This is a genomic window from Acetobacterium wieringae (assembly GCF_026646375.1).
GTDB lineage: Bacteria > Bacillota > Clostridia > Eubacteriales > Eubacteriaceae > Acetobacterium > Acetobacterium wieringae_A.
In genome coordinates this window covers 53,482-79,787 of sequence record NZ_JAIPPU010000018.1, presented here as the reverse complement: position 1 = coordinate 79,787, position 26,306 = coordinate 53,482, and the positions used below count along the sequence as shown (strand labels likewise).

22 protein-coding genes, 3 riboswitches and 1 other annotated feature are annotated in these 26,306 nt (G+C 42.7%); of the genes, 3 read left to right on the top strand and 19 right to left on the bottom strand.

Going from position 1 to position 26,306, the window contains the following annotated elements; all coding sequences use genetic code 11:
• Positions 1 to 360 precede the first annotated feature (360 nt).
• The 12 genes from Q7P33_RS15270 to Q7P33_RS15215 all read right to left on the bottom strand — a co-directional run bounded on the left by Q7P33_RS15270 (position 361) and on the right by Q7P33_RS15215 (position 15,352).
• Positions 361 to 930: an ECF transporter S component gene (locus tag Q7P33_RS15270; protein ID WP_303871604.1), complete on the bottom strand. Its 570-nt coding sequence runs from the start codon at positions 928 to 930 to the stop codon at positions 361 to 363.
• Positions 931 to 1,013: 83 nt separating this feature from the next.
• Positions 1,014 to 1,142: riboswitch (FMN riboswitch) on the bottom strand.
• A 66-nt stretch (positions 1,143 to 1,208) separates the two neighbouring features.
• Entirely contained in the window at positions 1,209 to 2,138 is a 930-nt protein-coding gene (locus tag Q7P33_RS15265; protein WP_303871603.1) for a magnesium transporter CorA family protein, read from the bottom strand.
• Positions 2,139 to 2,371: 233 nt separating this feature from the next.
• A riboswitch (M-box (ykoK) riboswitch) is annotated at positions 2,372 to 2,535 on the bottom strand.
• 176 nt (positions 2,536 to 2,711) lie between these two features.
• On the bottom strand, positions 2,712 to 4,265 hold the full coding sequence (locus Q7P33_RS15260) for a hypothetical protein (protein WP_303871602.1): 1,554 nt from the start codon (positions 4,263 to 4,265) through the stop codon (positions 2,712 to 2,714).
• Between the two features lie 197 nt (positions 4,266 to 4,462).
• Positions 4,463 to 5,899, bottom strand: a complete 1,437-nt coding sequence (locus Q7P33_RS15255; protein ID WP_303871601.1) for a YDG domain-containing protein — start codon at positions 5,897 to 5,899, stop codon at positions 4,463 to 4,465.
• 195 nt (positions 5,900 to 6,094) lie between these two features.
• Complete coding sequence (locus Q7P33_RS15250) at positions 6,095 to 8,005, bottom strand: PTS fructose transporter subunit IIABC (RefSeq protein WP_303871600.1); 1,911 nt, start codon at positions 8,003 to 8,005, stop codon at positions 6,095 to 6,097.
• A gap of 13 nt (positions 8,006 to 8,018) precedes the next feature.
• Entirely contained in the window at positions 8,019 to 8,933 is a 915-nt protein-coding gene (gene pfkB, locus Q7P33_RS15245) for a 1-phosphofructokinase (protein ID WP_303871599.1), read from the bottom strand.
• The gene (locus tag Q7P33_RS15240) at positions 8,930 to 9,685 is read right to left on the bottom strand and encodes a DeoR/GlpR family DNA-binding transcription regulator (protein WP_369693321.1); all 756 of its coding nucleotides are present in this window, start codon (positions 9,683 to 9,685) and stop codon (positions 8,930 to 8,932) included. Before Q7P33_RS15240 ends, pfkB begins: the two co-directional genes overlap by 4 nt.
• Positions 9,686 to 9,891: 206 nt before the next feature.
• A complete protein-coding gene (locus Q7P33_RS15235; protein ID WP_303871598.1) occupies positions 9,892 to 12,000 on the bottom strand; it encodes a sensor histidine kinase KdpD in 2,109 nt (702 codons plus the stop codon).
• Positions 11,969 to 12,661 (bottom strand): response regulator transcription factor, encoded by a 693-nt coding sequence (locus tag Q7P33_RS15230; RefSeq protein WP_303871608.1) that lies wholly within the window; start codon positions 12,659 to 12,661, stop codon positions 11,969 to 11,971. Before Q7P33_RS15230 ends, Q7P33_RS15235 begins: the two co-directional genes overlap by 32 nt.
• Before the next feature lie 170 nt (positions 12,662 to 12,831).
• The gene (locus tag Q7P33_RS15225) at positions 12,832 to 13,503 is read right to left on the bottom strand and encodes a TetR/AcrR family transcriptional regulator (protein ID WP_303871597.1); all 672 of its coding nucleotides are present in this window, start codon (positions 13,501 to 13,503) and stop codon (positions 12,832 to 12,834) included.
• 102 nt (positions 13,504 to 13,605) lie between these two features.
• Entirely contained in the window at positions 13,606 to 14,043 is a 438-nt protein-coding gene (locus tag Q7P33_RS15220; RefSeq protein WP_303871596.1) for an ACT domain-containing protein, read from the bottom strand.
• A 10-nt stretch (positions 14,044 to 14,053) separates the two neighbouring features.
• Positions 14,054 to 15,352: a phenylacetate--CoA ligase family protein gene (locus Q7P33_RS15215; protein ID WP_303871595.1), complete on the bottom strand. Its 1,299-nt coding sequence runs from the start codon at positions 15,350 to 15,352 to the stop codon at positions 14,054 to 14,056.
• A 169-nt stretch (positions 15,353 to 15,521) separates the two neighbouring features.
• Positions 15,522 to 15,794: a binding site (T-box leader), on the bottom strand.
• 205 nt (positions 15,795 to 15,999) lie between these two features.
• Here Q7P33_RS15215 and Q7P33_RS15210 point away from each other — a divergent pair.
• Together Q7P33_RS15210 and Q7P33_RS15205 are read left to right on the top strand one after the other, a co-directional pair.
• On the top strand, positions 16,000 to 16,836 hold the full coding sequence (locus Q7P33_RS15210) for an ATP-binding cassette domain-containing protein (RefSeq protein WP_303871594.1): 837 nt from the start codon (positions 16,000 to 16,002) through the stop codon (positions 16,834 to 16,836).
• Positions 16,833 to 17,552, top strand: a complete 720-nt coding sequence (locus Q7P33_RS15205; protein ID WP_303871593.1) for a hypothetical protein — start codon at positions 16,833 to 16,835, stop codon at positions 17,550 to 17,552. The genes Q7P33_RS15210 and Q7P33_RS15205 overlap by 4 nt, the downstream gene beginning before the upstream one ends.
• Positions 17,553 to 17,610: 58 nt before the next feature.
• On the opposite strand, the gene cobT is transcribed toward Q7P33_RS15205, so the two are convergent.
• The 3 genes from cobT to Q7P33_RS15190 all read right to left on the bottom strand — a co-directional run bounded on the left by cobT (position 17,611) and on the right by Q7P33_RS15190 (position 21,050).
• The gene (cobT, locus tag Q7P33_RS15200; protein ID WP_303871592.1) at positions 17,611 to 18,663 is read right to left on the bottom strand and encodes a nicotinate-nucleotide--dimethylbenzimidazole phosphoribosyltransferase; all 1,053 of its coding nucleotides are present in this window, start codon (positions 18,661 to 18,663) and stop codon (positions 17,611 to 17,613) included.
• Positions 18,664 to 18,741: 78 nt separating this feature from the next.
• Positions 18,742 to 20,382: a cell wall metabolism sensor histidine kinase WalK gene (locus Q7P33_RS15195; RefSeq protein WP_303871591.1), complete on the bottom strand. Its 1,641-nt coding sequence runs from the start codon at positions 20,380 to 20,382 to the stop codon at positions 18,742 to 18,744.
• Positions 20,379 to 21,050 (bottom strand): response regulator transcription factor, encoded by a 672-nt coding sequence (locus Q7P33_RS15190; RefSeq protein ID WP_303871590.1) that lies wholly within the window; start codon positions 21,048 to 21,050, stop codon positions 20,379 to 20,381. The genes Q7P33_RS15195 and Q7P33_RS15190 overlap by 4 nt, the downstream gene beginning before the upstream one ends.
• 289 nt (positions 21,051 to 21,339) lie before the next feature.
• On the opposite strand from Q7P33_RS15190, the gene Q7P33_RS15185 reads away from it, so the two are divergent.
• Positions 21,340 to 21,681 (top strand): hypothetical protein, encoded by a 342-nt coding sequence (locus Q7P33_RS15185; RefSeq protein ID WP_303871589.1) that lies wholly within the window; start codon positions 21,340 to 21,342, stop codon positions 21,679 to 21,681.
• A 73-nt stretch (positions 21,682 to 21,754) separates the two neighbouring features.
• Here Q7P33_RS15185 and Q7P33_RS15180 read toward each other — a convergent pair whose 3' ends face one another.
• The 4 genes from Q7P33_RS15180 to Q7P33_RS15165 all read right to left on the bottom strand — a co-directional run bounded on the left by Q7P33_RS15180 (position 21,755) and on the right by Q7P33_RS15165 (position 26,102).
• Positions 21,755 to 23,170, bottom strand: a complete 1,416-nt coding sequence (locus tag Q7P33_RS15180; RefSeq protein WP_303871588.1) for a sodium:alanine symporter family protein — start codon at positions 23,168 to 23,170, stop codon at positions 21,755 to 21,757.
• A 44-nt stretch (positions 23,171 to 23,214) separates the two neighbouring features.
• A riboswitch (glycine riboswitch) is annotated at positions 23,215 to 23,330 on the bottom strand.
• Between the two features lie 107 nt (positions 23,331 to 23,437).
• A complete protein-coding gene (locus tag Q7P33_RS15175) occupies positions 23,438 to 24,250 on the bottom strand; it encodes a MetQ/NlpA family ABC transporter substrate-binding protein (protein ID WP_303871587.1) in 813 nt (270 codons plus the stop codon).
• Positions 24,251 to 24,364: 114 nt separating this feature from the next.
• On the bottom strand, positions 24,365 to 25,024 hold the full coding sequence (locus Q7P33_RS15170) for a methionine ABC transporter permease (RefSeq protein ID WP_303871586.1): 660 nt from the start codon (positions 25,022 to 25,024) through the stop codon (positions 24,365 to 24,367).
• Complete coding sequence (locus Q7P33_RS15165; RefSeq protein ID WP_369693320.1) at positions 25,014 to 26,102, bottom strand: methionine ABC transporter ATP-binding protein; 1,089 nt, start codon at positions 26,100 to 26,102, stop codon at positions 25,014 to 25,016. Before Q7P33_RS15165 ends, Q7P33_RS15170 begins: the two co-directional genes overlap by 11 nt.
• Positions 26,103 to 26,306 lie beyond the last annotated feature (204 nt).

Here is a 26,306-nt window from a genome sequence, read left to right as displayed (position 1 = left end):
TGTTTTACAGGTTTTATGGTACTATTCTCTTTTCTATGACCGTTGCTCTGCGATCGTTTCCGACCTGCGAAGCTTTTCTATTATATCGTCGTTTCTTATGATTGTCAAGCTGTTTTTTGAAATTCTTTTTTGTTCATTTCAACGTTTCAGCTGTGTGTCCGCCGCCTCTGCTCGAGACAACTTCATTAGTATACGCTCTATTTGCCATTCTGTCAACTGGTTTTTGAAAGTTTTTTCTTTTTATTATGTTACCTCTATATCTGGTTCATCATTCTTCATTCTTTTAATCTGCAAATTCTTTTTTAAAAAAAGAACCTGAAATCAATTGATTCCAGGTTCTCTATCCTCATGACACTTAAACTATTTGCTTTCTGCAACCTTTGGTTCTTGCAGCTCCAATCCTAGTACCTTACTGACGGATTTGTAAACAACAAAGGTAATGACTGAATTTATTCCTGCTTTGATCAGATTAAACGGAATAATGATTGGGATAATCATTGGCAAAACGGCTTCAATCGGAATTCCCAAAAATATTGGTGTGATGGCAATGTTCCATAATGCCATGGTTATTGTCATCGTGACCGTACCCAATGCCAAACCAATAACTGCACCTTTTCTGGTTCTGTTTCTTTTGTAAATATTTCCAGCTACCAATACAAAGGATCCAGTTGCAAAAAAATGCATTAGAATTCCAATAATCCCGCTGGCGGAACTAACGGTTACCCCCTGCAAAACACAAACAACAGCAGTTAGAATTAGACCACCCAACGGACCAAACATAAATGCACCGATAAAAATAGGAATATCGGCTGGGTCATACTCCAGAAATGGCGCCGCCGGAAAAATCGGAAAATGAATCAGGTAAACCAATAGTATGGACATTGCTGCCAGTACTGCCATCTGGGTCAATTGTTTTGTCTTGATTTTCATAAAAATCCTCCTTCAATTGTCTGTCCAGTCAACTTAAAAAGCCCTTGAAAATTTCTTTTCAAGGGCTCTGCGCGCAAAATTGTACGCCATTTCTTTCATCCGGACTATACCGTCGGTTCTGGATTCCAACCAGATCGGCCTTTCGGCTCGTGGACTTAGCGCTTTTACGCATCACCACCGGTGAGGACTTACACCTCGCCCTGAAACAGACTATTCATTTATTAAATTCATTATATACCCGGTCTAATTTCTTTGTCAATGATAATTTTTAGCCCGCTCTAACTAAACATCTTTTTCTTGAACAGTACAAAGGCGGCCACTCCAGTACAGGCAACCGAAATCAATACCACACTCCAGAAATTGGGTATCGGCAACCCTTCAACGTTCATTCCGAAAAAACTGGCGATCATCGTTGGTATTGCCATTAAGATTGTTAATGAGGTTAATATCTTCATCACAATATTTAAATTGTTTGAAATAATCGATGCAAAGGCATCCATGGTTCCACTGAGAATATTCGCATAAATATTGGACATCTCTATGGCCTGTTGGACCTCAATCAGAACATCTTCCAATAAGTCTTTGTCCTCTTCATAGAGCTTAATAATCCGACCCCGCTCGAGTTTTTCCAAAACCCCCTGTTTGGCTTTCAGGGATGTCGAGAAAAACACCAGACTCTTTTCCAGATCAAGAAGTTGAATCAGTTCTTTGTTTTTCATCGATATATGGAGTTGCCGCTCAATATCGGTACTCATCCGATTAATGTGGCGCAGATAAATCAAAAACCGGCTGGCCACTCGGTAGAGGATTTGAAAAATAAAACGGGTTTTCAAATTGGTGTGGACATTCTTAACCCGGCCTTTGGCAAAATCATCAATGAGGGTATTCCCTCTTAAGCAAACCGTAATAATATTATCAGTAGTTTGAATGATCCCAACTGGTATGGTGGTGTAAAGCACCATCTTGGTATCTTTTTCAATGACCGGAACATCAATGGTAATAAGTGCCTGGTTATTGTCTTCCAGTTCCACCCGGGAAATTTCTTCTTCATCCAGGGCGGCTCGCAAAAAATCGGGTTCCACCGCTAATTCTCTGGTTATAAACTGCAATTCTTCTTCAGTAGGATTAACCATGTTAATCCAACTGTTCTTTTCGATAGTCTCGATTTCTTGAATCTTACCATCGATCGTTTTGTAGATTTTGATCATTGCTTTCCTCCTTTATTAAGAGCAGCCCATGATCACTAAGATATTCTGGGCGCTCAGTTTTTGTTCATTCTGTTTTATACGCTTCTCTCCAGGGTCTGCGTCCATCCTATCTCACTCCTTTTTTCGAATTTGCACCAAAGTAAACCATTTGAAGTTTTGCTTCCGGTTCTTTTGATTTAACAAAATAAAAAAACTCCTCTTTGACGGAGGAGATTTTCGCACAGCAAAAATAATGATTCCTCCATTCGTTGAGTTTTGGCACTATACAGCATAGGGCATCGCCCAACTGCATTAAGTAAAACCTTAATTCGATAGTACCTGTTGACCCATTGGCATCTTTCGATGTTTCCGGGCAGCAGCCATATCTGTATAGGAGCCTCACCTAACAAAAGAAACATTTTATTTATTATTATTCCAAATTAACTATATCTTTTTATTTCCCCGTTGTCAATGATTTTTAGGTTAAGCCGCTATAAATTAACCCTTTGACCATCGTACTATTACAGCCGCCTCTGCAAATAAAAAGAATCTGCATTAAGCAGATCCTTTTATCCGATCATTCTATCTAATTAATTAAGAAGCATTATGTTTTTTTCGATAAACGACCACACCGATAATCACCAGAACAACCACAATGGCCCCAATTATTCCGGCAACCCCGGCGATTACCCAGGGATTGGGAGAATCCGGTTGAACAATGTTTACCCGAACGGTGGCCACTGCACTTTTGAAATAATTGTTACCCTTGTATTTAACAATCACTTCCTGCTCACCAACTGCTCTGGTATAATCAAGCTCAATATCATCCCGATTGAATTCAATTTTATTATTGTTATCATCCACTACCGCAACACAAAGATCCTGATACACTGCATCATCCAAATTTTTGGGATTATCATTGTATTCTACAGTGGGCGGATTTTGGGAAACAATCAGTGAACTGTCATCTTTACTGGTAATGGTTACGGTTTGGGTGGCCGTGCTGCTGTTAAACTGATCCGTCCCCTTATATTTTACCGTCACCGGCTGCTCACCTGGTACCCGGTTATAGCTCAGTTCGATGTCAGTGGTTGTAAAACTAATCGCCTTGCCTTTGCTGTCAACGACCTGAATGGTCAACGCTTGATAAACAGTCGCATCCAATTTTCCTGAATCAGTGGTATAAGCCACTTCAATCGGCGGTTTGGCCAAATTAATAGTCGTTTTTTCTTTGGTTGGTGCTGGGGGATCCACCTTCCCTGTAATTTCCACATTTCCGGTGGCAGTGCTTGGCGAAAATTGATCATTACCCTTATATTTTACGGTTACATCCTGTTTTCCCGGGGCCCGGTTGTAACTCAGGTCAATGTCAGCTGGCGTAAAACTGATTTTATTATTCCCCGCGTCAACGACCACAATACTCAAGGCCTGATAAACAGCTAAATCTAGTTTTGCCGAATCACTGGTATATGCTACCGTCGGAGGCTTCGCCGCAATGGATACCTTACTATCCTGTTTTCCGGTGATCTGAACCGTGGCGTTAACCTGGCTCGGATTGTATTGTGAGTTTCCTTTATAGGCAACGACTACATTTTGTGTTCCCACGGCATGATTATAGGTCAGTGTAATATCACTGGGTGAAAAGTTTACCTTATTGGAATCCCCATCAACCACTTGAATAACCAGATCATCATATACTGCCTTATCCAAGGTTGCTGTATCTGAGGAATATCCCACTGCAGGTGGATTAGCTTTGAGCACTAACCGGGTATCTTTTTTGGGCACATCATTGATAACAATCGTACCCGATGCACTGCTGGTTTCATACTGATCATTGCCCTTATAAGTAACCGTTATTTTTTGTGTTCCAACCTGACGGTTGTAGTCGAGACTAATATCATCGGCAGTAAAAGAAATTTTATTTGAATCTCCATCGACAACAACGATGTTCATCGCTTTGTACACTGCCTTATCCAGCTCATCGGCATTCGTGTTAAACGTCACCGAAGAGGGTGAACTGGCTATCGATACTGATGTCGCCATTTTTCCATCAACCTCCGCCCAAATTCCCATTGGCAGCAACATCAAAATCAATGCTGCGATCAAACCGATTTGCGGGATCCGTTTACTTAATTTTTCACTGTTCATTTTCTTTTCCTTTCCAACTTATCAAAGTTCGTTTGTTTTGTTCGTTGTTTGCTCATCATCTATTTTACCATATAACGACTGTAAACGTTTCTTTTTTTATGTCAGATTCTCTTATCAATCTGGTAATGTGAACACAAACCGTTAAAAAAAGACCTGCTCCTTGAAAACAGATCTCTTTCTTTGCATTCTATTTTATACTAATCCATTTTTGTCAGCCGATTCTTGCCAAAGAAAATAGCTCCAGCAAGCAGTAAAAGTAACAGTAGCGTAATACCCATATAAGGTACCGGCGATTCTTCTTCTTTTTCTACCGCACTATTCCCTCCATTGCTATAATCATTGCCCCCATAGACCGCAACCGCATCTTCTTTCTTAATAATTTCAAATTTATCCGCATTATCAACCAAACGAATGCGATAATTCGCATTATTCAAGCTACCCAGCAAAACATCGTAGGTGCCAACCGCTTCTCCGGCTTCACGTTCTAAGGAACCATACATCACATCATTCCCATATAAGCCTTTAACAAAGCCATCCCCTGAATCATCCTGCCAAACCGTATACGCTAACGCTGGATCTGCTTCGCCCTGAATTTTTGAAACATAATTTGGAATCACTGTTACTGAGGCTGGGGTAATGGCGTATTTTTTCTTTGAAATAACTGTCTGATTAGCAATGATGTAGTTGTCGGGATTCGTCCCGTTTATTCCATATAAGTAAAATCCGCCGGTTGCCCAAACATAATAACTGCCCACGTCTTTTTGCTGAGTATTCACGTCTCCGTAATAGGGATAAAAATTATCAGATCCAAATGCACCCAATTCCTCACCTTGAATCAGATCCGTTTTGCTGACCGAAAGATTATAATCATGCAGGTTTGGCGTTCCATCATAAACCTTATCCTGACCGGCAAGGAAAACCTCCACCGGTTTTGGTAAAATACCTGCCACCAAAGATATATCAATGCTTGATAGTGGCTTCGTTCCCAGATTTTCATCAACAATAATATAGTTTTTGGCCTTGTTGCCAGTGATTGAGATTTCTTTTAAAATAACCAGATTGGCATTTGCCGGTTTAACATCTCTAAATAAAAAATTGGCAGTTCGATAATTAAATGCCACCTCATTTTTATCCGTATCAACAATACCACTATTCCCTAACCCCTTCAACGCAACTTCGGGCACACTGGTATTTCCATCATAAATTTTGGCAATCGGCTTTTCAGTGAAGAATTGTGACGTTTTAAGCTCAATGGGCTTTATTTTAATTTCTTTTTTATTATCAATTTTTTGATAGTTTTCGTCGCCTCGATATGCTGCAAATACCATATAACTACCTGCCGCTGACGGTGGAATCGTTGATAATGGATATGCTTCGCCATTTGACAAAATCCCTTTGTAGGTGATCTCAATTCGCTCAAAATCAAGCTCAGGTCCATCGGGTGCTGGATTAACAGCGGCCAAAACCTGGGGGGTTCCAGTATAAACAACATCGGTAGAGAAGACGATCACTGGCGTTAATGAGCCTTGCTCAGTTTGGTCTTCCGCCAGAATGCCGATTGGAAAGCACGCACCATTCAAAATGATCGTCAAGACTAGGCATAAAAACAGCCTGATTCTTTTGGTCGTTTTCATCGGATACTTCCTTGTATTATAAATTGTCTCAATATCTTAGATATTCACTACCAATTATACCGATTTGTACCACTGTTCACAACGAAACCCGGTCATTGTTCGTTTAGAATTTACTTTGTTGTTATTTGTTTACAATCATTACATAAAAAGAACAAATTAAAACCCACCTTAACGGCAGGTTTTAATTCGGGTTGTCTATACAATTTCCAGTTCGTCACTGTCGCTGGTTTTTGGTTTCTTTAAAATTCGGAGCATCAACATACAGGCTACCGATCCGGCCACCAGGGCAATAACGTAACCAAACGGATTTCCCACCAGCGGAAAGACGAATATTCCCCCGTGAGGCGCCATTAGCGTACAGCCAAAGAACATTGATAATCCGCCAGCTAGAGCCGACCCAACAATACAGGAAGGAATCACCCGGAGCGGATCTTCTGATGCAAAAGGTATTGCACCCTCGGTGATAAAGGATAGACCCATGACATAATTTGCCAGACCCGCTTCCCGCTCTTTTTTAGTAAAGCGATTTTTAAAAATAGTGGTGGCCAAAGCAATCCCCAGTGGCGGAACCATACCGCCCACCATAACGGCAGCCATAATATCAAACTGACCCGTAGCCAATGATGCCAAACCAAAGGTATAGGCCGCTTTGTTAACCGGCCCACCCATATCAACGGCCATCATCCCCCCAAGGACAACACCCAAGATAACTTTGCTGGATGTACCCATGCTGTTCAGTCCCGCACTGAGTGCCGCATTCAGGGCCGCCACTGGTGGGTTGATGATAAAGACCATCAATGCGCCAATAAACAGAATACCAAAGAAGGGATAAATCAATATCGGCTTAATTCCTTCGAGACTGGCTGGCAGTTTAGCGAACACTTTTTTGAGTCCCAATACCAGATAACCGGCAGCAAAACCTGCCAATAAAGCGCCCAGAAAACCGGCACCGCCAGTGTTCGCCAGCATCCCCCCGACGAAACCGACAGCCAGAGCCGGTCGATCACCGATACTCATGGCGATGTAACCCGCTAAAACCGGCAACATGAACGCAAAGGCTGTCCCTCCCACCTGCATCAGGAAGGCTGCAAATGGAGTATTGCTTCCAAAACTGGCCGGATCAATGCTGTAGTCATCGAACAAAAAAGCCAGTGCAATCAGAATCCCGCCACCGATAACAAAGGGTAGCATATGGGAAACGCCATTCATCAGATCTTTATAAATTTTCCGGCCGACACTTTCTTTTTCTCCACTCCCACCAGTATCTTCGACATTCTGAACGCCTCCAGAATAGACTGGCACCTTTCCTGCCAGAGCTTCTTCAATGAGCTCCTGGGGTTTGTGAATGCCCCGGGCAACATTGGTTTGAATCACTGGTTTGCCATTAAAACGGCCCATCTCCACATTGGTGTCAGCAGCAATAATAATACAGTCAGCCATTTTTATTTCCTCGGTCGTCAGCTGATTTTTGACGCCGCCAGAACCGTTGGTTTCCACCTTAATCGTAACCCCCATCTGCTTGGCTTTATTTTCCAGACTTTCTGCTGCCATATACGTATGGGCGATTCCCGTGGGACAAGCCGTAACAGCTAAAAGCTGATAGTTTCTGGTCATTTCCGGGGTTTTTGTCGTAGCTGGCGCACCATACTTTTCCTGTTCTTTTTCATCGATGAGTTTTAAGAATGTTTTCACATCCGATGCTGCAATCAGACGTTTACGGAATTCTTCATCCATCAAAATGGTTGACAGACGACTTAGAACTTCCAGATGCAGGGTATTTGCCGCCTCCGGAGCCGCAATCATAAAGAAGAGATAGGCTGGTTCGCCATCCAATGCCTCGAAATCAGTTCCATCCCGGACAACCATAGCGGACAATCCGGCATCCTTCACCGCTGGGGATTTCCCATGAGGAATCGCCACCCCTTCGCCGATACCGGTAGATCCTTCTGCTTCCCGATCCATTACTGCCTTTTTAAAAACCTCCGGGTCGGTAATTTTTCCGGTATTCGCCATTAATTGGACTAATTTTTTGATGGTTTCGTCCTTACTAGCTGGTTTTCCGGCCAGTTCAATGCCCTTTTCGTTTAATAAATCAATAATCCGCATTTTTCCTTCCCCCTTAATTTATATTTGATACTTTATCGAACAACCTCATGACTTCAGCTTTGGTCGCCAAGGTTTCTGAAAATGCCGATGCACTTCCCGTTACCACTCCCATCCGGAAGGCTTCCTGAAGATCCTGACTTTTGAGATATCCGGCAATAAACCCTGCCACCATGGAATCGCCTGCACCAACGGAGTTTTTGACGATCCCTTTGGGCGGTTTCATTTCATGAACCTTGCCGGTTTCATCCGCAAGAATGGCACCTTTTCCAGCCATCGATACCAGCACATTTCTGGCGCCCATTTTTTGTAATCGTTTAGCATAAAAAATAATCTCTTCCCGTTCGTTCAGGACAACACCGAACATTTCCCCCAACTCATGGTTATTGGGTTTGATCAAAAAGGGCTCGTATTTAACCACACGAAGCAACAGCTCACCAGTAGCATCTACGACAATTTTAACGCCGCGGTTTTCCAATCGTTTCATGATGCTTTCGTAGGTATCCTCGGGCAAAGCGGCGGGAATACTACCGGCTAAAACCAGGATATCCCCTTTTTCAATGGCTTCCAGCTTTTTAAACAGCTCACTGAGCTCTTTCTTGCTGATGTTGGGCCCCTGTCCATTGATTTCGCTTTCTTTTTTCGCTTTTATTTTAACGTTGATTCTGGAGTTGCCTGATTTAATTTTTACAAAATCTGTATAACATCCAAAATCTTTGATTCTTCGCTGAATTTCTTTGCCGGTAAATCCACCAATAAAGCCCAGCGCGATATTTCTGATCTCCAGGTTTTTTAGCACCATTGATACATTAATCCCCTTCCCACCCGGATAGAGTTGTTCCCATTTACTGCGGTTGACCTCGCCCTCACAAAAAGCGTCCAATCCGACAACATAATCCAATGACGGATTAAAAGTTACCGTAAAAATCATGTGCAATCCACCTCCCAAACCTTTGTGTATTTTTTATAGCTCTCGCTCCCTAGCCTGGTCGTGATAATTTCGGCCTGCTCCAGGTTTCCAAAGCTCACTGGCGCAGTCAAATTAAACTTAGTGGGATCCGCCAGAACATAGGCCACCTTACAGCGGTCGAAAGCCGCTCTTTTTACCTGAGCCTCAGTTGGATCAGGGGTACTGTAACCAACCTTTACTTCGATGCCATTAGTACCAAAAAAACCTTTTGAAAAATTATATTTGCTCAAGCTATTAAGTGCTTCACTTCCCACCACCGCATCGGTGATCGGTTTGATTTCACCACCCACTATAATTGTCCGACACCCCTTTTTGACCAATTTTGTGGCGATGACCATACCATTTGTTACGTATACAGCTCCGGTTTCAGTGATAAAATCCACCATGGCTTCAGTGGTTGTTCCAGCATCGATATAAACAAAATCATGCTTTTCAATCAGTCCGGCGCTGTATTTGCCAATGGCCTGTTTTTCATTACGGTGATGATCTTCTCTGAGCTGAACATCATGATCAGCTGCAGCAAAACTGCCGTTTATCGCCGTCGCTCCGCCATGGACCTTTCTCAGTTTTCGATTGTTATCAAGGGTTGTCAAATCCCGGCGAATGGTAGATTCTGAAATTTTCAGTGCTTCCGACAGTTCCAAAACTGTTACCACTCTTTTTTCGTCAACCATTTGAAGGATTTTTGCCAGTCGTTCTTCGATAATCATCATATCACCTCTTTTTCTGAATCATATCACCATATTCAGTCATTGTCAATCATTTTTAGTCAACTTATGTCATATTTAGTCAATTTTGCGCAGATGTTCCACCTTTTTATCATCTATCTTGCTTTCATTTATTACTTACCCATTTATTTTTATAATAAAAAAAGATAGTACCATTATTGATACTATCTTTTAACGTTTAGTAAGTGGATCTATTCTGCCATCGGTAAAACGATGGCAGCTTTAAACAGATCACCATCGATTTCCAGTCTCAGTTCCCCCTGCTGAATCGTCATCAGGTCTTTGGCAATGGCCAGTCCCAAACCACTGCCTTCACTGTTTCTGGTTTCATCCCCACGTTTAAATCGTTCCATCAGTTCCTCCGGGGAGATGTTCAACGGTTGTGCCGAGATATTTTTAAAGACCACTATTCCGGTTTTGTCGGCATCACATTTTGAAAACTCAATATACACCCGGGATTCTTTTTGAGCATATTTCAAAATATTAAAAAGCAAGTTTTCAATTACCCGCCAAAGCAGACGGCCATCTGCCTCCACCACAAAAAGATCCTTCGGGTATTGAGTAATAAACTCCAACTGGGAATTTTGCAATTCTTCTTCCATCTCTCCCAACCCTTGGGTCATCAGCATTTCCAGATCAACAGCCTGAAATTCCACTTCAATGTTGCCTGATGACGCTTTGGCCGCTTCAAACAAATCATCAGTCAGCACCTTCAGTCGATGCGCCTTGTTTTCCAGAATCTCCAAATACTTCTGCTTTGCCTCCAAATCGAGGTTTCCATTTTTTAACAGATCGATGGAGGTAATAATCGAGGTCAGTGGGGTCCGGATATCGTGGGAAACGTTGGTCAGCAACTCAGTTTTTAGCCGTTGGCTTTTTACTTCTTCAGACACCGCCAATGAAATGCCATCGCCAATGGCATTAATCCCATCCGCCAGTTCACCTAAAGCACCGTCATATCCAATCAATTTATAGTCGACCTCGCCATTTTTTATGCGTTCCAACCCTTCCAGAATCCCATCGTATTTCTTTGCTTTTTTCCCACCCAAATAAAGCAGGTATAAAATGCAGATAAACGAGCAGACACCAAGAATTGGCACCTGAACTGACAGAGCCAGAACCACCAGCAAAATTGCCCAGAACATCAACCGTTTAACTGTTGGCGATCCCTTCATGACATCATTGTAATAGCTGGCCAGTTTCTTGAACTGGTTTTTAATAAATCTCCATCCCGTTCTAATCAGTTTTAAAAATAACAAGCGCTCCCCAAAATGGCCATCCTTTAAAATTCGCACCAATGACAGTAGAAAATTCAACCCCAAGGCTGCCCCTACGGCAAAAAGCATCAGCATAACCAACCGCGGGAAATTTTGATCATAGAAAAAAACAATTGCGGCGGCGACCAGAGTTTCCACCACCAGCAATAATAAAAAGTGGGCATCAATCCAGAACGCATCAATCGGTAACAGCTGGACACCCTCGCTATCTTTTTTTCGCCCGGCCGCTATGCATGCCAGTAGCGCACAAATGGACGCCAGAATAAAAGACACAATAAAGATACTCATCAGCCACAAAAATTTTAGTCGTTCCGCCTGATACAATACTTCCCGCTGGGCGATATAGGCATCATCAAATCCAATGATGACCTGAAAATCCGGTTCAACAGCGTAGCCTAATGGTTCGAATTGATCCATCTTTGGCAACGTCGATGAAATTGCGCCCTTGTTATAGGTAAAGTTCACCCGTTGCTTAAGTATATCATCCGGATTAGTGTCTTTGGGCTGACTATTTGTGATCCCTTTGTTGTTAATCACATAGGATAACCCCGGGGTTTGCTCCAGCTCTTTTTTTAGTCGCTCATACTGAAACAACCCCTCGTTAATCAGCATTTTTTTCTTGGCCTCGAGCTCATCGGCGTATGGTTCCCAGAAACTGGGATCAGTGAGCATCTCCGCTTCGGTTGTAACGCCCATTTCGTCCGGCTCAGAAATATCTAACTCCGCTAAGATATCCCATTTATAAGCCTCCATCGCTACGGCATCAATGGCATTTCCAGCCCGGATATTTTCTTCGCTCTGGTAGAAATTATAAACCTGATCGATATGATCATAGGCGGTCAGAACTTTATTTTGCAGTTCTGCACTCTCCAGATAATTATTGGTATTGGCCAGATAATCCCAATTGAACCAGTAGGCTTCAAACAGCGCGCCAAAACTGATGGTAATGAAGGCCACCGTCAAAAATGAACAAGTGATTTTAAATTTCTGATCAGTCCAGATAGTTTTCAATTTTGTAGCCAATGCCCCACACCACCTTTAAATATTTTGGTTCTTTGGGATTAATTTCAATTTTTTCCCGGATTCGACGAATATGTACCGCCACCGTGTTGTCCGAATTGTAAGCGGGTTCTTCCCAGGCATTCTCATAAATCTGATCGATGGAAAAGACCTTGCCTTTTTCCGACATCAAAAAATGCATGATCTTGTATTCTACCGGCGTTAGTTTCACCTCTTCACCATCCACTGTCAGTCGCTTATAGTCATCTTCCAGTACCAAACCGCCAGTGCGGTAGGTTCCCACTTTTTCCGGACAACCCCCGAGGGTATTGTAGCGTCGTAATTGCGACTTTACCCGGGCGATAACCTCCATCGGATTAAAGGGTTTTGTCATATAGTCATCACCACCCATGGTTAGCCCCATGATCTTGTCGTTATCCTCGGTTTTGGCCGATAAAAAGATAATCGGGATATTTTTTGTTTCTCTTATTTTCATCGTAGCCCGTAGCCCATCCATCTCTGGCATCATCACATCCATGATAATTAATTGGATATCTTCTTTTTCCACCAGTGCGATGGCTTCTCTTCCCGTATAGGCTTTTAAAATCGAATAGCCTTCGTTTTTTAAATAGAGCTCCAGGGCTTCAACGATTTCTTTTTCATCGTCGCAGATTAAAATACTCATTTGCAAGCTTCCGCCTTTCTTTTTCATCTTGGTTTAACTTTAACACAAACTTCTGTCAAAAAAACGCTGAATTTCCTTAACAAATTCTTACGATCAGACCCGCCTCAACGTTTCCCCATTCCAACCGCAAAAAGGGCAGCATTCCAATGGATGCTGCCCTCAAAAATGTGCTAGATTAAAAATTTAATGCCTTCCGGCTTGTTCTTATTTGAGAATTCAAAGCCCTGCTGAATGGTGTTTTCGATCATTTCACCATCTAAATTCATCAGTCTGAACAAATTCCGGATAAAGAAATAAATCATGGCTCGACTGGTGAACTTGATGTTTTTTTCATAGAAATCAATAAACAATTCTTTGCGGGCCCCATATTCGGAACGGGCGATGACTTCCAGATCGGCTTCAATATAGTTTTTATTGAGAAAATCCAGACAGGATCGATTGAGGGTGTTGGTAATGTTGGTTCGTCCATGCGGATTGACATTTTTTACCAGCACCTCATAATACAACGTTTTGTTATGCTCATCATTTAATATCGCTTCATAATACAGCACCAGGGCATAACAATACTTGGTGTAAAGATTGAGATTCTCCGAAACCGATGAAACATAATCATACAATGCTAAAAAGAAAACATTGTAGATATCGGTGATCATATCATCTTTCTTTTTATAATAATAGGTAATGGTTCCCAGCTTGACATCGGCGCGATCGGCGATGTCCTGAATCCCGGTTTTGTTATAACCATTCTCATAAAATAAAATCTTTGCGGTTGTAATAATATTACTCTTTGTTTGGGTTCCTTTTCTTGACGTTGCCATGGTTACCTTTCCTGTATCAATCATATTCTTAGTTACATTTAATTCATACCTTTGATCTTACGAAAAGTTTTGCGGAATGTCAATAGGAAATTTATAAATATTTCTAATTTACCCTCACCCGTTAAATTATTTCAGCAACAACGTTTCCCGATCCAATAAATTAACCGCCGCTACCTTCTCCAGGGTTTCGATAGCCTTTTGCTGCACTTCATCGTCAACCCGGATAATGATAATGGCATTGTCTGTTTTTTTCGGCAGAAACGAATAGGCGTAAATAATATTGATGTTTGCTTCGGTCAGAGCATTCACCAGGGTGCTCAATCCGCCGGGATCATCAGAAATCTCTGCGGCCAGAACAGGGGTCACGGTGGTGATGATATCATTTTTTTTAAGTACTTCGATTCCTTTTTCGGTTTCCTGTAAGATCAGTCGGACGATACCAAAGTCAGTGGCATCAGCAATGTTTAGAGAACGGATATTGATTTTATTTTCAGCCAGAATTTTGAGAATATGATTCAGTCGACCTTCATGGTTTTCGATGAAAATTGAAACTTGTCGTATCATTTTTTTCCTCCTAAATTTTTCTTAGATCCACAACTCGTTGGCTTTTACCTTCACTACGGGGCAGGCTTTTCGGTTCGACCAAAGCCACTTTGGTGCTGACACCAATGGTCGATTGAATCCGATCCCGGATCCGTTTTTCGAGGTTCTCCAGATTACTGATCCGATCCGAGAACAGTGCTTCACTCAGTTCAACCTTAACTTCCAGGGTGTCCAGCGAACCATCCCGGCGCACCACCAATTGATAATGGGGTTCGACCTCACCAATTTCCAGCAAGACACTTTCAATCTGAGTTGGGAAAACATTCACCCCACGGATAATCAGCATGTCATCACTGCGTCCCTGGAGACGGTTAATCCGCAGATGGGTTCGGCCACAGCTGCAGGGCTCGGCAATTATCCGGGTAATATCCCGGGTGCGATACCGAAGAATCGGAATCCCTTCTTTGGTAATGGTGGTAATCACCAGTTCCCCCTGTTCGCCATAGGGCAGTACTTCCAAGGTATTGGGATCAATGATTTCCGGAATAAAATGATCTTCCCAGACGTGAAGCCCCTCCTGACATTCGCATTCGATGGCCACTCCCGGTCCCATGATTTCCGATAAACCATAAATATCATAAGCTTTGATTTTGAGTTTTTTCTCGATATCTCTGCGGATGTTTTCCGACCAGGGCTCAGCCCCAAAAATACCCGCTTTGATTTTTAACGTTTCCGGATCAATCCCCGACTCTGCCAACACCTCTGATAAATAAATAGCATAGGACGGGGTACATGTCAAGACGGTTGAACCAAAATCCTGCATGATCATAATCTGCTTGGCGGTGTTCCCTCCGGAGATCGGAATAATCGAGGCCCCCAGTCGTTCGGCTCCATAATGAACCCCCAGACCACCGGTAAACAGCCCATAGCCATAGGCATTCTGGATCACCGAGTGCGGACCAGCTCCAGCTGCCACCAGACAGCGAGCCATCAACTCCGACCACATCGCGATGTCATTCCGGGTATAACCCACCACCGTCGGTTTACCGGTGGTGCCGGATGATGCATGGATTCGGACGATCTGTTCCAGAGGGACGGTGAAAAGGCCGTACGGGTAATTATCCCGCAAATCAACCTTGGTTGTAAAAGGCAGCTTTTTAAGATCATCCAGGGATCTGACATCCTCTGGCATCAGACCTTTTTCCTGAAATTTATTGCGATAAAATGGGACATCGTGATAAATCCGATTGACCATTCGTTTTAACCGTTCCAACTGCAGCTCCTGCAGTTTTTCTCTTGGCATGCATTCGTAGCTCTTATTCCAGTACATTTTTTCCTCCAAAATTTTCTTTAATTTAAAATCGGATTGCTTATGGTTATGGGTGTGAAATTCAAGATGCACGTGTTGTGGCATCTTTATGATTAGGGGGTGCCTTGCTGTTTACCTGCAAACAAAGTGATCATTCCAGTCTTTGTAAATAAAAAGACCCGTCCTTATTGAAAAGGACGAGTCTGACTCGCGGTACCACCTAATTTGATTAGTTACTAATCCACCTTTATCGAACACGATTTACACTAAACCCGTTCTATCTTTTGCTAACGGTGTGCACCACCGGATTTGCCTAGTAAGTCTGCAGATAAACTAAGTTATTCACACTATTCAGCCAATCAGCTCCTGAGGGAACTTCACTCTCGTCTTGCCATTGGCTTCCAGCCTTACCAACTCTCTGTCGACTCCAACGAAAATTACTTTCCTCATTCACAGCTTTTAATTATTTTTATTATTATATTACTAATTTCAAATTAATGTCAAGTATTTTTAAACCTGCCTGGCAAATGCCCTTATTCTTGGTTAAATCAACATTCTGAGAACTTATCAAGATTGCTGTTTGAAAAAAGATATGTTAGGATTAGATCGTTAATTAATGATACTTTCATTATATCAATCGTCTGCCAATCATTACTTAGGAGGTTCCCATGACCCCAGTTCTTATATCACTCAATTCCGTTTCGAAATATTTCGGAAAGAAACTAATTTTAAACGATATTGATCTGAAAATTACACCCCAAAGCGCCATTGCTTTGTTGGGTCCCAATGGCAGTGGTAAAAGCACCTTGTTGAAAATAATCGCTGGTTTGTCAAAAATTTCTTCTGGTACCATTGACCATGCGTCACAGCTTAAAATAGCATATATTCCCGAGAATTTTCCCAAAATCGATCTGAACCCCCAGGAATTTATTAAATCCATGGCTTTAATTGGCGGTTTGTCACCAAAACAAACCAATTCCAGAATGGCTGAATTATTTCAGGCCTTTCAGCTCGAGGATATGGTCGATGTTCCGATTAAACATCTTTCTAAAGGCACCATCCAGAAAGTGGCCGTTATTCAGGCTTTGCTGACAACCCCAGATCTCTTATTGCTTGACGAGCCGTTGTCTGGTCAGGACAGCCAATCCCAACAATTGTTTATCCGCATGGTGCAAAAATTACAGCAACAAGGTGTCGCCACGCTGATGTCCTGCCATGAGCCTTTTCTGGTCAAGCAACTGGCCCACTCTGCTTATGAACTATCTGATCATCAATTAATCCCAGTGGATTTATCCGGTATCAAAGCAATCGAGTATGATGTCATGATTTTTGATGCGCCGGCCAAACCAGCTCTCAATTCAGAACTGCGCAGTTTGATCAAAAAAGCAACCTGGGATCATAATCTTTTAAAACTAATCGTTTGCCGAGAAAACAGCAATGCGGTTTTAATCGCATTGTTGAACGATGGATTCAAACTGCGAACCATGGAAGGGATGAAGCAATGAAACATCTACTAATTTATCACTTTAAAACCTATCTCAAATCCTATAAATTATTGTTACCCTTTTTAATTTACCTGAGCTATTTATTTGCTGCATATGGGATTATGCCTTTTTCGATTGTTTCGAGCTTTTCTGAATCAGCCGGGGTGCTTTTCTGTATCATGGCCTATGTCGGATTCAGCTACTCTGAACTTGAAAACCCAATTACTGAACAACTGATTCTGCTCCGGGTCAATAACGATACTCTTTATTACCTGAGCCGGTTGACCGTATTGCTGATTATCGGCTTTGTCATGAGTTTCCTTGGACTCCTATATCCCCTTGTCGATAATGTTGTCAGTGACTATCACTTGTTCACCCGTAACTTACAGGTTCACGATGTAGCTATCGGTTTTATCCTTCATTTTTTAATGGCATTTACCGGAGCAATGATCGGTTCTTTTTTTCATCCCCGGATTTTTACCAGCCGAAAAATAGCGGTACTTCTCTTGTTTTTCGTTACGATCATGGGTATTGCAAAAGGTTCCCTGACTGACCTTTTTCCACAAACCAACTTGATCACCTGGATTTTTCCACCGGTTTTTGAGATCCTCTCTGCTTTTAGGGGTATGGAGTTTTTCAACATCCCAGCGGTATTATTACCAGCCTTCGGGGGAATTGTGTATGGGTTCATTTTTATGACTGCTCAGATTTATATTTTAAAAGATTTAAAATTCTAAACGCGCATTAAAAAAACCGATAAAAGCGAATGCTTTTATCGGTTTTTCATTTCAGTTTTTAAACAACCCCCAGGCCAACATCACCGTAGGTGGCCATTTCACGATTCATATACAGGGCTGCTTCGACAATATTAAAGGCAATGGCCGCACCGCTGCCTTCACCCAAACGCATCCCCATATTCAGAAATGGTTTAGCGCCAATAAATTCGGAAGCATAGGCGGCTCCTTTTTCAGCTGACGCATGCGAACAAATCAAATAACCTTTGACATCCGAATTAATCCCAATGGCAATGGCCGCAGCGGCGGTTGAGATAAAACCATCGATCAATACGGGAATATGATTGGCCGCTCCGGCCAGCATCGCTCCCGCCATGGCACCAATTTCGAATCCGCCAACCTTTGCCAACACATCAATGGCATCATTTTTATCCGGTTGATTCAATGCAATGGCATCCCGAATCACCTGCGCTTTCACCACCTGCTTTTCTTCTGACAGGTTGGCTCCCGCACCGGTCAACTCACCGGCATCAACACCGCTAAGCGCTGAAATAATAGCTGCACTGGCGGTGGTGTTGGAAATCCCCACTTCTCCAGTACCTAAAATGTTATAGCCGTTGTTAATCGCCCGTTGGGCTACATCAATGCCTACTTCCAGTGATTGAATTGCTTCTTCCCGGCTCATCGCAGGACCTTTTCGCATATTTGATGTGGCTTTTCTGATTTTTTTATCGAGAATTTTTGATTTCGGTTCCAAGTCAACATTCATGCCCACGTCACAAACAAAAATGTCGGCACCTGCCTGTTTACTTAAAGCCGCCACGCCACTTTTTCCGGCCATAACCATTTGCGCCATTAAGCCGGTGACTTCCTGTGGTGCCGCAGCAACCCCTTCTTCGAAGACACCATGATCTGCAGCAAACACCAGCATCGCTTTTTTGCTGACATCCGGGTACATTTCCCCGGTGATACCGGCTAACTGGACGGCGATCTCTTCCAGGGTTCCCAGACTGCCCACTGGTTTAAGCAAAAAATCGACCCGATCCTTGGCGGTTTTCATCATTTCTTCATTGAGTGGTTGGATTTTTTCCAATGTTTCATTTAACAAACTCATTCTTATCTCCTGTCAATTCGACTGTTTTTTCTCATTATATCATATCTGAGGCTTTTGAAAATTCTATTTTTGAAGTTTTTACAGTGGCAACCGCACTTCAAACCACACCCCATTATCCCGGTTATCCACAGCCACCTTGCCGCCATGGCAGATAATGATGCCTTTGACGATTGCCAGGCCCAAACCGGTGCCTTTTTTATCCGATTGCGCCTTATAAAAATATTCCCAGATCTGATTGATCTCATTTTCCGGAATCGACTTACCCACATTATAAACAGAAACAATCCACTCATTTTCCTGGATTTTGCAACCAACCAGAATAATTCCGTCAGTTGGGCTGACATGTTTGATGGCATTGTTTAAAAGATTATAAAAAACCTGTTCCATCCGCTTACGATCCATATTGATTTTAAGCTCTGCGTTACAACTGTTTTCAAAAACAATATTTTTTTCGGGATATGTATGCGTAAAGCGATCAACGACTGAAGCAACCACCTCGACACCAGAAACCATTTCTTTTTTTAGTTGATAAGCACCCGATTCAATTTGTGCCAGATCCAATAAATCACTGGCAATGCCGCTGATCTTGTCGGCTTCTTTTTGTATGGTTTTATAATAGTCCTGCTCTTCATCGCGATTTTCAAGAATGCCGTCCTCTAATGCCTCTGCATAGCTCTTGATAACTGCCAGCGGTGTCTGGATCTCATGGGACACCTGGGCGGTGAAGCGCTGTCTCATTTTTTCAAATGCCCGTTCTTTATTCAATTCTTCCTGAAGTTTTAAAATAGCGTCTTCCAATTCATCGGAGATATGATTCAATGTTTCTCCCAACTGCCCAATTTCATCTTTCCGGTTTCCCTGATATTTTTGCGTAAAATTGAGATTGCCCATTTCTTTGGAAATACGATTTAAACGGACAATCGGTTTTGATATACTGCGCGAAAAGAAATACGCAAAGATTAAAGAGAATACAAAGACTGTAATTAAAAAAGTTAGCAGGAAATTTTCAACAATTTCGATGACATCGTGAACAGAATACAACGGAATTCTACCAATGATCTGGGTTCCATCACTGGCGATAACTTTATGCGTTAACCATTCAACCTGGTGTTCATTATTTCCCAAAACAATCACGAAGCTCTCCCCTTCGGGATGATCAGCTACCTGACTTTCGACACTATTCTGCTGCCCCTGGCCTGAACCGGTACCATTACCCGAACCGCTGCCGGTTCCATCTCCATGTCCACTCCCGGCTCCGTTTCCAGAACCACCTCCTGAACCCGATCCACTACCAGCTCCGTCTCCTGATCCACTCCCGGTTCCATTATGCTCGCCACCAGCCGCCAATCGCTCCGTTTGAATCACCATTTTACTTAATGATCCAACCTGATTTGTCTCCTCCTGATTAAATTCCTGCGTTAGTATCGCTTTGTTAAAAACACTATTCTTACTTTCCTCAGTTCCTGTCTCTTTTTGGATAATTTGTATCACTGTGCCGCCTTCTTCAGCACTTTCAATCAGCGCTTGCAGTTCCGGGGTTAATCCGTCCTGATTGTAAATTGCCCGTACTTCTTCAGTTTTTTCGATCAAAGCCTGCGTTCTGCTTTGAGTATAATAAACTTCAAAATATGATCCCAATACATAATAGGTTAAACTGCAGAGAATCAGAAAAAAGACACCCAGATAAAACATCAATCGCGAAAAAATAGAACTTCTCATTCTTTAAATTTATATCCCATACCCCGGACGGTTTGAATACATTCTCCTTTTTCCCCCATTTTTTTGCGTAATCGTTTGATGGTCGTATCAACGACACGCATATCACCCTCATAGTCATATCCCCAAACGCGATCAAGAATCTGTTCTCGGGTTAACACGAGTTTCTGATGATTAATAAAATAACTTAAAATCTCAAATTCTTTTTGTGTCAGACTGATATTTTCATTGTTGATCGTCATTTGACGTTCATCTGAATTTAACATCATCCCACATACGTCTAGCTTGTTCTCGGTTGTCGCAACGCCGCTTCTTTTTAGCAACGCTTTGATTCGAACCATTAATTCTCGGGGACTGAAGGGTTTGGTCACATAATCATCTGCACCAACTTCAAATCCTTGAATCTTATCTTCTTCTTCTCTTCGGGCAGTCAACATGATGACTGGTACATTATCGGTTTCTCTTATTTCTTCCAGCACTTCAAACCCATCCATTTTAGGCATGGTTACATCCAGAATAATACAGTCTGGTTGCTTTTCTGCCCAAAGATCCAATGCTTCTTCTCCATCAGCCGCCCCAAAGCCATCATAGCCTTCTTTTTTCAAATATTTCAAAACGATTTCCCGAAGTTTATCTTCATCTTCAGCCACTAATATACGAATACCTTTCATTATATACCTCCACAACGTTTTGTCAGTTTAACATTTTTTGATGACACTTCTGTGTCAAAACTTATGCTTTTTCAGGTTTCATAAAGGCCAGCTTACAATTATATCTTAGCATAGCATCCCAGTGTTTGTCTTTCCTTTAAGCAATTGTTTTTATCATACCAGCCTCCATCTTTTAATTGCCAGTCTTCTGGTTTGCCCAATGTTTTTTCAAAGCTGACACATAAATGACATAAACAAATTGTATAATCAAAACAGTTAAAAAATCACAAAAAAAACGGAGGAATTCACAATGAAAAAGAAATTAATCCTAGTCACATCATTAGCATTGATGTTAGCAACTGCAGGTACAACCTTTGCCGCTGGCGGCAATGGACAAGGCGCCTGTGATGGAACAGGTGTTGGCCAAGGCAATGGCGGCGATCGACAATATGCGAATTGTCAGGGAACCGGTGATGCTGACGGCGATGGTATCTGCGATCTCACTGGTAATCCTGTTGGTACTGGTGGCGCCGGATATGGCGGTGGATCAGGTAACTTTGTCGATGAAGACGGCGATGGCGTTTGTGATATCGGCGGCGGCACCCATCCTCAAGATGGTTCCGGTATGCGACATGGCGGAAGAGCTCGATAACAATTAATCCTTTCACGAAAAAACCCCAATGAAAACTACGCTCATTGGGGCTTTTTTTATTTGAAATTGATTACTATTCGACTTCTTTATTTTTAATTTTTTTAATGTAGGTACGGGTTTCAGCTACTACTACCCCACTCAATGCCATTAATGCAATCAGGTTGGGCAATGCCATCAACCCATTAAAAATGTCCGCAATCGTCCAAACTGCTGAAACAGTCATAAATGGCCCAATAAACACCGCCAGAATATACAAATAGCGATAAGTTAAAACAGCCTTCATTTTTCCATTTGACAGATATTCCAGACAACGTTCTCCGTAATAATTCCAGCCCAAAATAGTGGTAAAGGCAAAGAATACCAAACAGGTCATCAGCAGAAACGAACTAACTTCCGGGGCAAAAGGCAACCCTGCCTGAAACGCATTGGTAGTCACCGCTACTCCTTCTAAACCAATGTTCCAGGATCCGGTTAAAACGATCGCCAATCCTGTCATGGTACAGACCACAATGGTATCTAAAAAGGTTCCGGTCATTGAAACCAGCCCCTGCCGTACCGGCTCATTGGTTTTGGCTGCGGCAGCAGCAATCGGCGCACTGCCAAGGCCTGCCTCATTGGAGAAGATTCCCCGGGCAATCCCTTTCTGCATGGCAACAAGTACCGCTCCCAGGGCTCCACCAGCTACCGCACGAAAACCAAACGCACTGGCAATAATTTCAGTAATGGCTGCCGGTATTAATCCAGCATTGGTAATTAATATTAACGCACAACATAAAACATAAATAACCATCATAAATGGGACAATAATCTGGGAAACATTGGCAATTCGTTTCAGACCACCAATTACCACCAGTCCCACAAAAACCGTAACAATGGTTCCGGTAATCACGACACTCCAGGAATAATCCATTCCCAAGAGATTGACTGTCCATTGGTTATTGGGATCAAAGAAATTATTAGCCGCACTGGCAATTCCATTAACCTGGGTAAAGGTTCCAATTCCCAACAATCCAACCCCAGCACCAAAAAAAGCAAATACTTTTGCCAGCCAGCGCCACTTGAGTCCCATTCCGTTTTCGATGTAGTAAAAAGGACCGCCCAGAACATGTCCATCCGATTCGATGACGCGGTACTTAATCGCCAAGACACCTTCGGCAAATTTGGTTGCCATCCCGAATAAAGCGGCAATCCACATCCAAAACAACGCACCTGGACCTCCGGCAACAATGGCAGTGGCAACACCTACAATATTCCCGGTTCCGACGGTCGCTGAAAGGGCCGTGCACAGGGCTCCAAAACTGGTTACCTCCCCTTTACCACCTTCTTCATTTTTCAGCATGTACTTCAACGCTTTGGGTAGGTAGCGGATCTGAAGCCCATGCAAACGGATCGTCAGGAAAATACCCACCGCCAGAATCAGCACAATCAATGGCACACCCCATACGAGGTCGTCAAACCATACTAAAAATTCATTAACTTGTTGAAACATTTTGTTCCTCCTTCTCTTAATTGTGAAGAGGGAGAACAACTCCAATGGGTTGCTCTGTCCTTTTGCCTGAGAGATAGCCTGAAATATCAATCGTTGCCAAATTTATTTTTCAGGGGTACACCTTCGGCGCTCATCTTTGAGACTCTCCAGAGTGCTGTAATTTTACAACAGCGTTAAAATAATATCACAATTTATTTGACCGATGCAAGATTATTTTTAAACAAAAAAGAAACGCCTCAATTAGAGACGTTTCCCGGATATTTTGACTTAAGACATTGGTACGACGGCACCCTGATAATTGCTTTCGATAAAGTTGACGACTTTTTCGCTTTGCAATGCTTTCATCAGTGCCAACGTTTTTTCACTTTTTTCATCGCCCGCTCGAACAGCAACAATATTCGCATATGTCTGAGCTGCCAGTGAATCTTTTTCTTCTTTGGCAATGGCATCAGTTCCGGCGTTTAATCCGGCTTCAATGGCATAATTACCATTAATGACGGCTAAATCAACATCTGGTAATGATCGGGCCAGTTGTGCTGCTTCCAGTTCTTTAAAGACAATGTTTTTCGGGTTTTCAATAACATCTTTTGGTGTTGCTTCCAAACCGGCATTGGGATCAACCTTGATCAAACCAATGGTCTCCAACAACAGTAGCGCTCGGGCTTCATTGGTGGTATCGTTGGGAATGGCGATGGTCGCACCATTGGCGATCGCATCCAAGCTCTTGATCTTCCCAGGATATAAGCCCAATGGTTCATAGTGAACCACGCCTGCACTTACCAGTTTGGTGTTGTTTTTCACATTAAAATCTTCCAGATAAGGGAGGTGCTGGAAAAAGTTGGCATCCAGCTCTTTATTTTCCAGGGTTAAATTCGGCTGAACATAATCGGTGAATTCTTTGATTTCAAGTGTATACCCGTCTTCTTTTAACACGTCGCCGGCAACAGCCAGAATTTCGGCATGTGGCGCCGGACTCGCTCCGACTACAATGGTTTTTTCATCTGTTCCCTTTGCAGAACAGCCGGTAAATAGGGCCAAACCGATAACACTAATTAATAATACTGAACCTAATTTCTTCATGATCTTCTCCTTTTCATTTCTTTTCATATAATCCCTAGTTGAATAATATGTAATATAGCACGAAGTTCATCTGCTGTCAACCATAATCAGCTGCTGATCATCGAATCCGACTCGTTATTTTCGGCGATCCTGTTTCTGGGCAATTTTCATCCCCACTTCCTGGAACAACTGAACAATTAAAACGAGTAGCACCACGGTAATCACCATCATTCCGGTTTCATAGCGATAGTAACCAAAACGAATGGCGATATCCCCCAGACCACCGCCACCAACAATCCCGGCCATCGCTGAATAGCCTAAGATGGTGGTCGTCGCAATCGCCGCCCCAATAATCAAAGACGGCTTTGCTTCAGGGATCATCACCTTGGTCACCACTTGTATCGGGCTGGCTCCCATTGACAAAGAGGCCTCAATAATGCCGTAATCCACCTCTTTAATGGACGACTCCACTAGCCGGGCAATAAACGGAGCTGCAGCAATCACCAGCGGGACAATCGTAGCCGTAGATCCGATAGTGGTTCCGGTGATCATCCGAGTCAGCGGAATCACCGCTATCAGTAAAATCAAAAACGGAATCGATCGAGTAATATTAACAACAATATTAAGCACCTGGTTGAGTACCTTCATTGGCACAATCCCCTCGGAATCGCTGGTGACCAGCAAAACCCCCATGGGTAATCCGATCAGATAGGCCAAGAGTGTTGAGGCCAAGGTCATATAGAGGGTTTCCAATGTTCCCTGAGCAATGAGGCCAGTCATTGAACTATCCCACATGAGCGCTCACCTCCTCAACCGTAATTTGATGCGATCGCAAATAATTAATGGCCCGGGCCGCACTCAACTCATCCTCGGGCAATTGAATCACCATTTGTCCAAAAGCGAAACCATCGATATTTTTCATATCGGCATGGAGAATATTCACCAGGCATTTTGTTTCCAGAACCATTTTTGCCATCACCGAGTCACTGGATGATTTTTCATCAAATACGACCCGATAGGTGTTCTTACCCATTACTACCGGCCCTTGATCACCCTCGGAATAAATCATTTTTTTGGCAATCTCGGTTTTCGGATTTTTAAAAATTTCTTCAACTTCGCCATCTTCAGCAATCCGGCTTTTATCGATGATCGCCACATGGCTGCAGATCTGCTCCACCACACTCATTTCATGGGTGATGATCACAATCGTGATCCCCAATTTATGATTAATTTCTTTTAACAGCTTAAGAATTGAATTGGTGGTCGAGGGATCCAGGGCCGAGGTGGCCTCATCACACAACAAAATTTTGGGATTATTGGCCAACGCCCGGGCGATGGCAATCCGTTGCTTTTGACCTCCGGACAACTGCGCCGGATACGCCTTGGCTTTATCGGGCAGGCCCACCAGTTCCAACAATTCAGCCGCTCTTTTTTTGGCCGTTTCTTTATCCACTCCGGCAATTTCCAGAGGAAAGAGAATGTTTTTTTCGGCGGTGCGTTGCATCAGCAAATTAAATTGCTGAAAAATCATGCCTACTGAATAACGCACGGTTCGCAGTTCTTTTTCGCTAATTTTTGAAATATCCTGTCCATCAATGAAAACGCTACCACTGGTGGGCTTTTCAAGAAGATTGATACAACGAACGAGAGTGCTTTTGCCAGCTCCACTCATACCAATAATCCCATAAATATCGCCCTGGTTAATGCTTAGGTTGATCCCATCCAAAGCCTTTACTTCGCCACTTTTAGGACGAAAGGTTTTCCCCAGATCTTTTATTTCAATGATGGGTTTCAGGGACGTCTTTTCTGTTTCGATGTTCCTACCCCTCCTACACCTAATAAATTTATTCGTTTTAATAAACTTAATTACCATCAGTCATTCCGGCTTTGTTTAGCTACTTGACAACACGAAAGTTTCAAACTGTCCGCCATTTTCTGACAGTCACTCCGTCAATCGTTTTGCCTATTACACATTGCCGTTGCCGATCGTCACAATAACATAAGTCCTATTAAAAACAGTGGGTTTTAAACACACCCACCGTTTATTATAGTCTCGATTTGATTTTCTTGTCAAGCC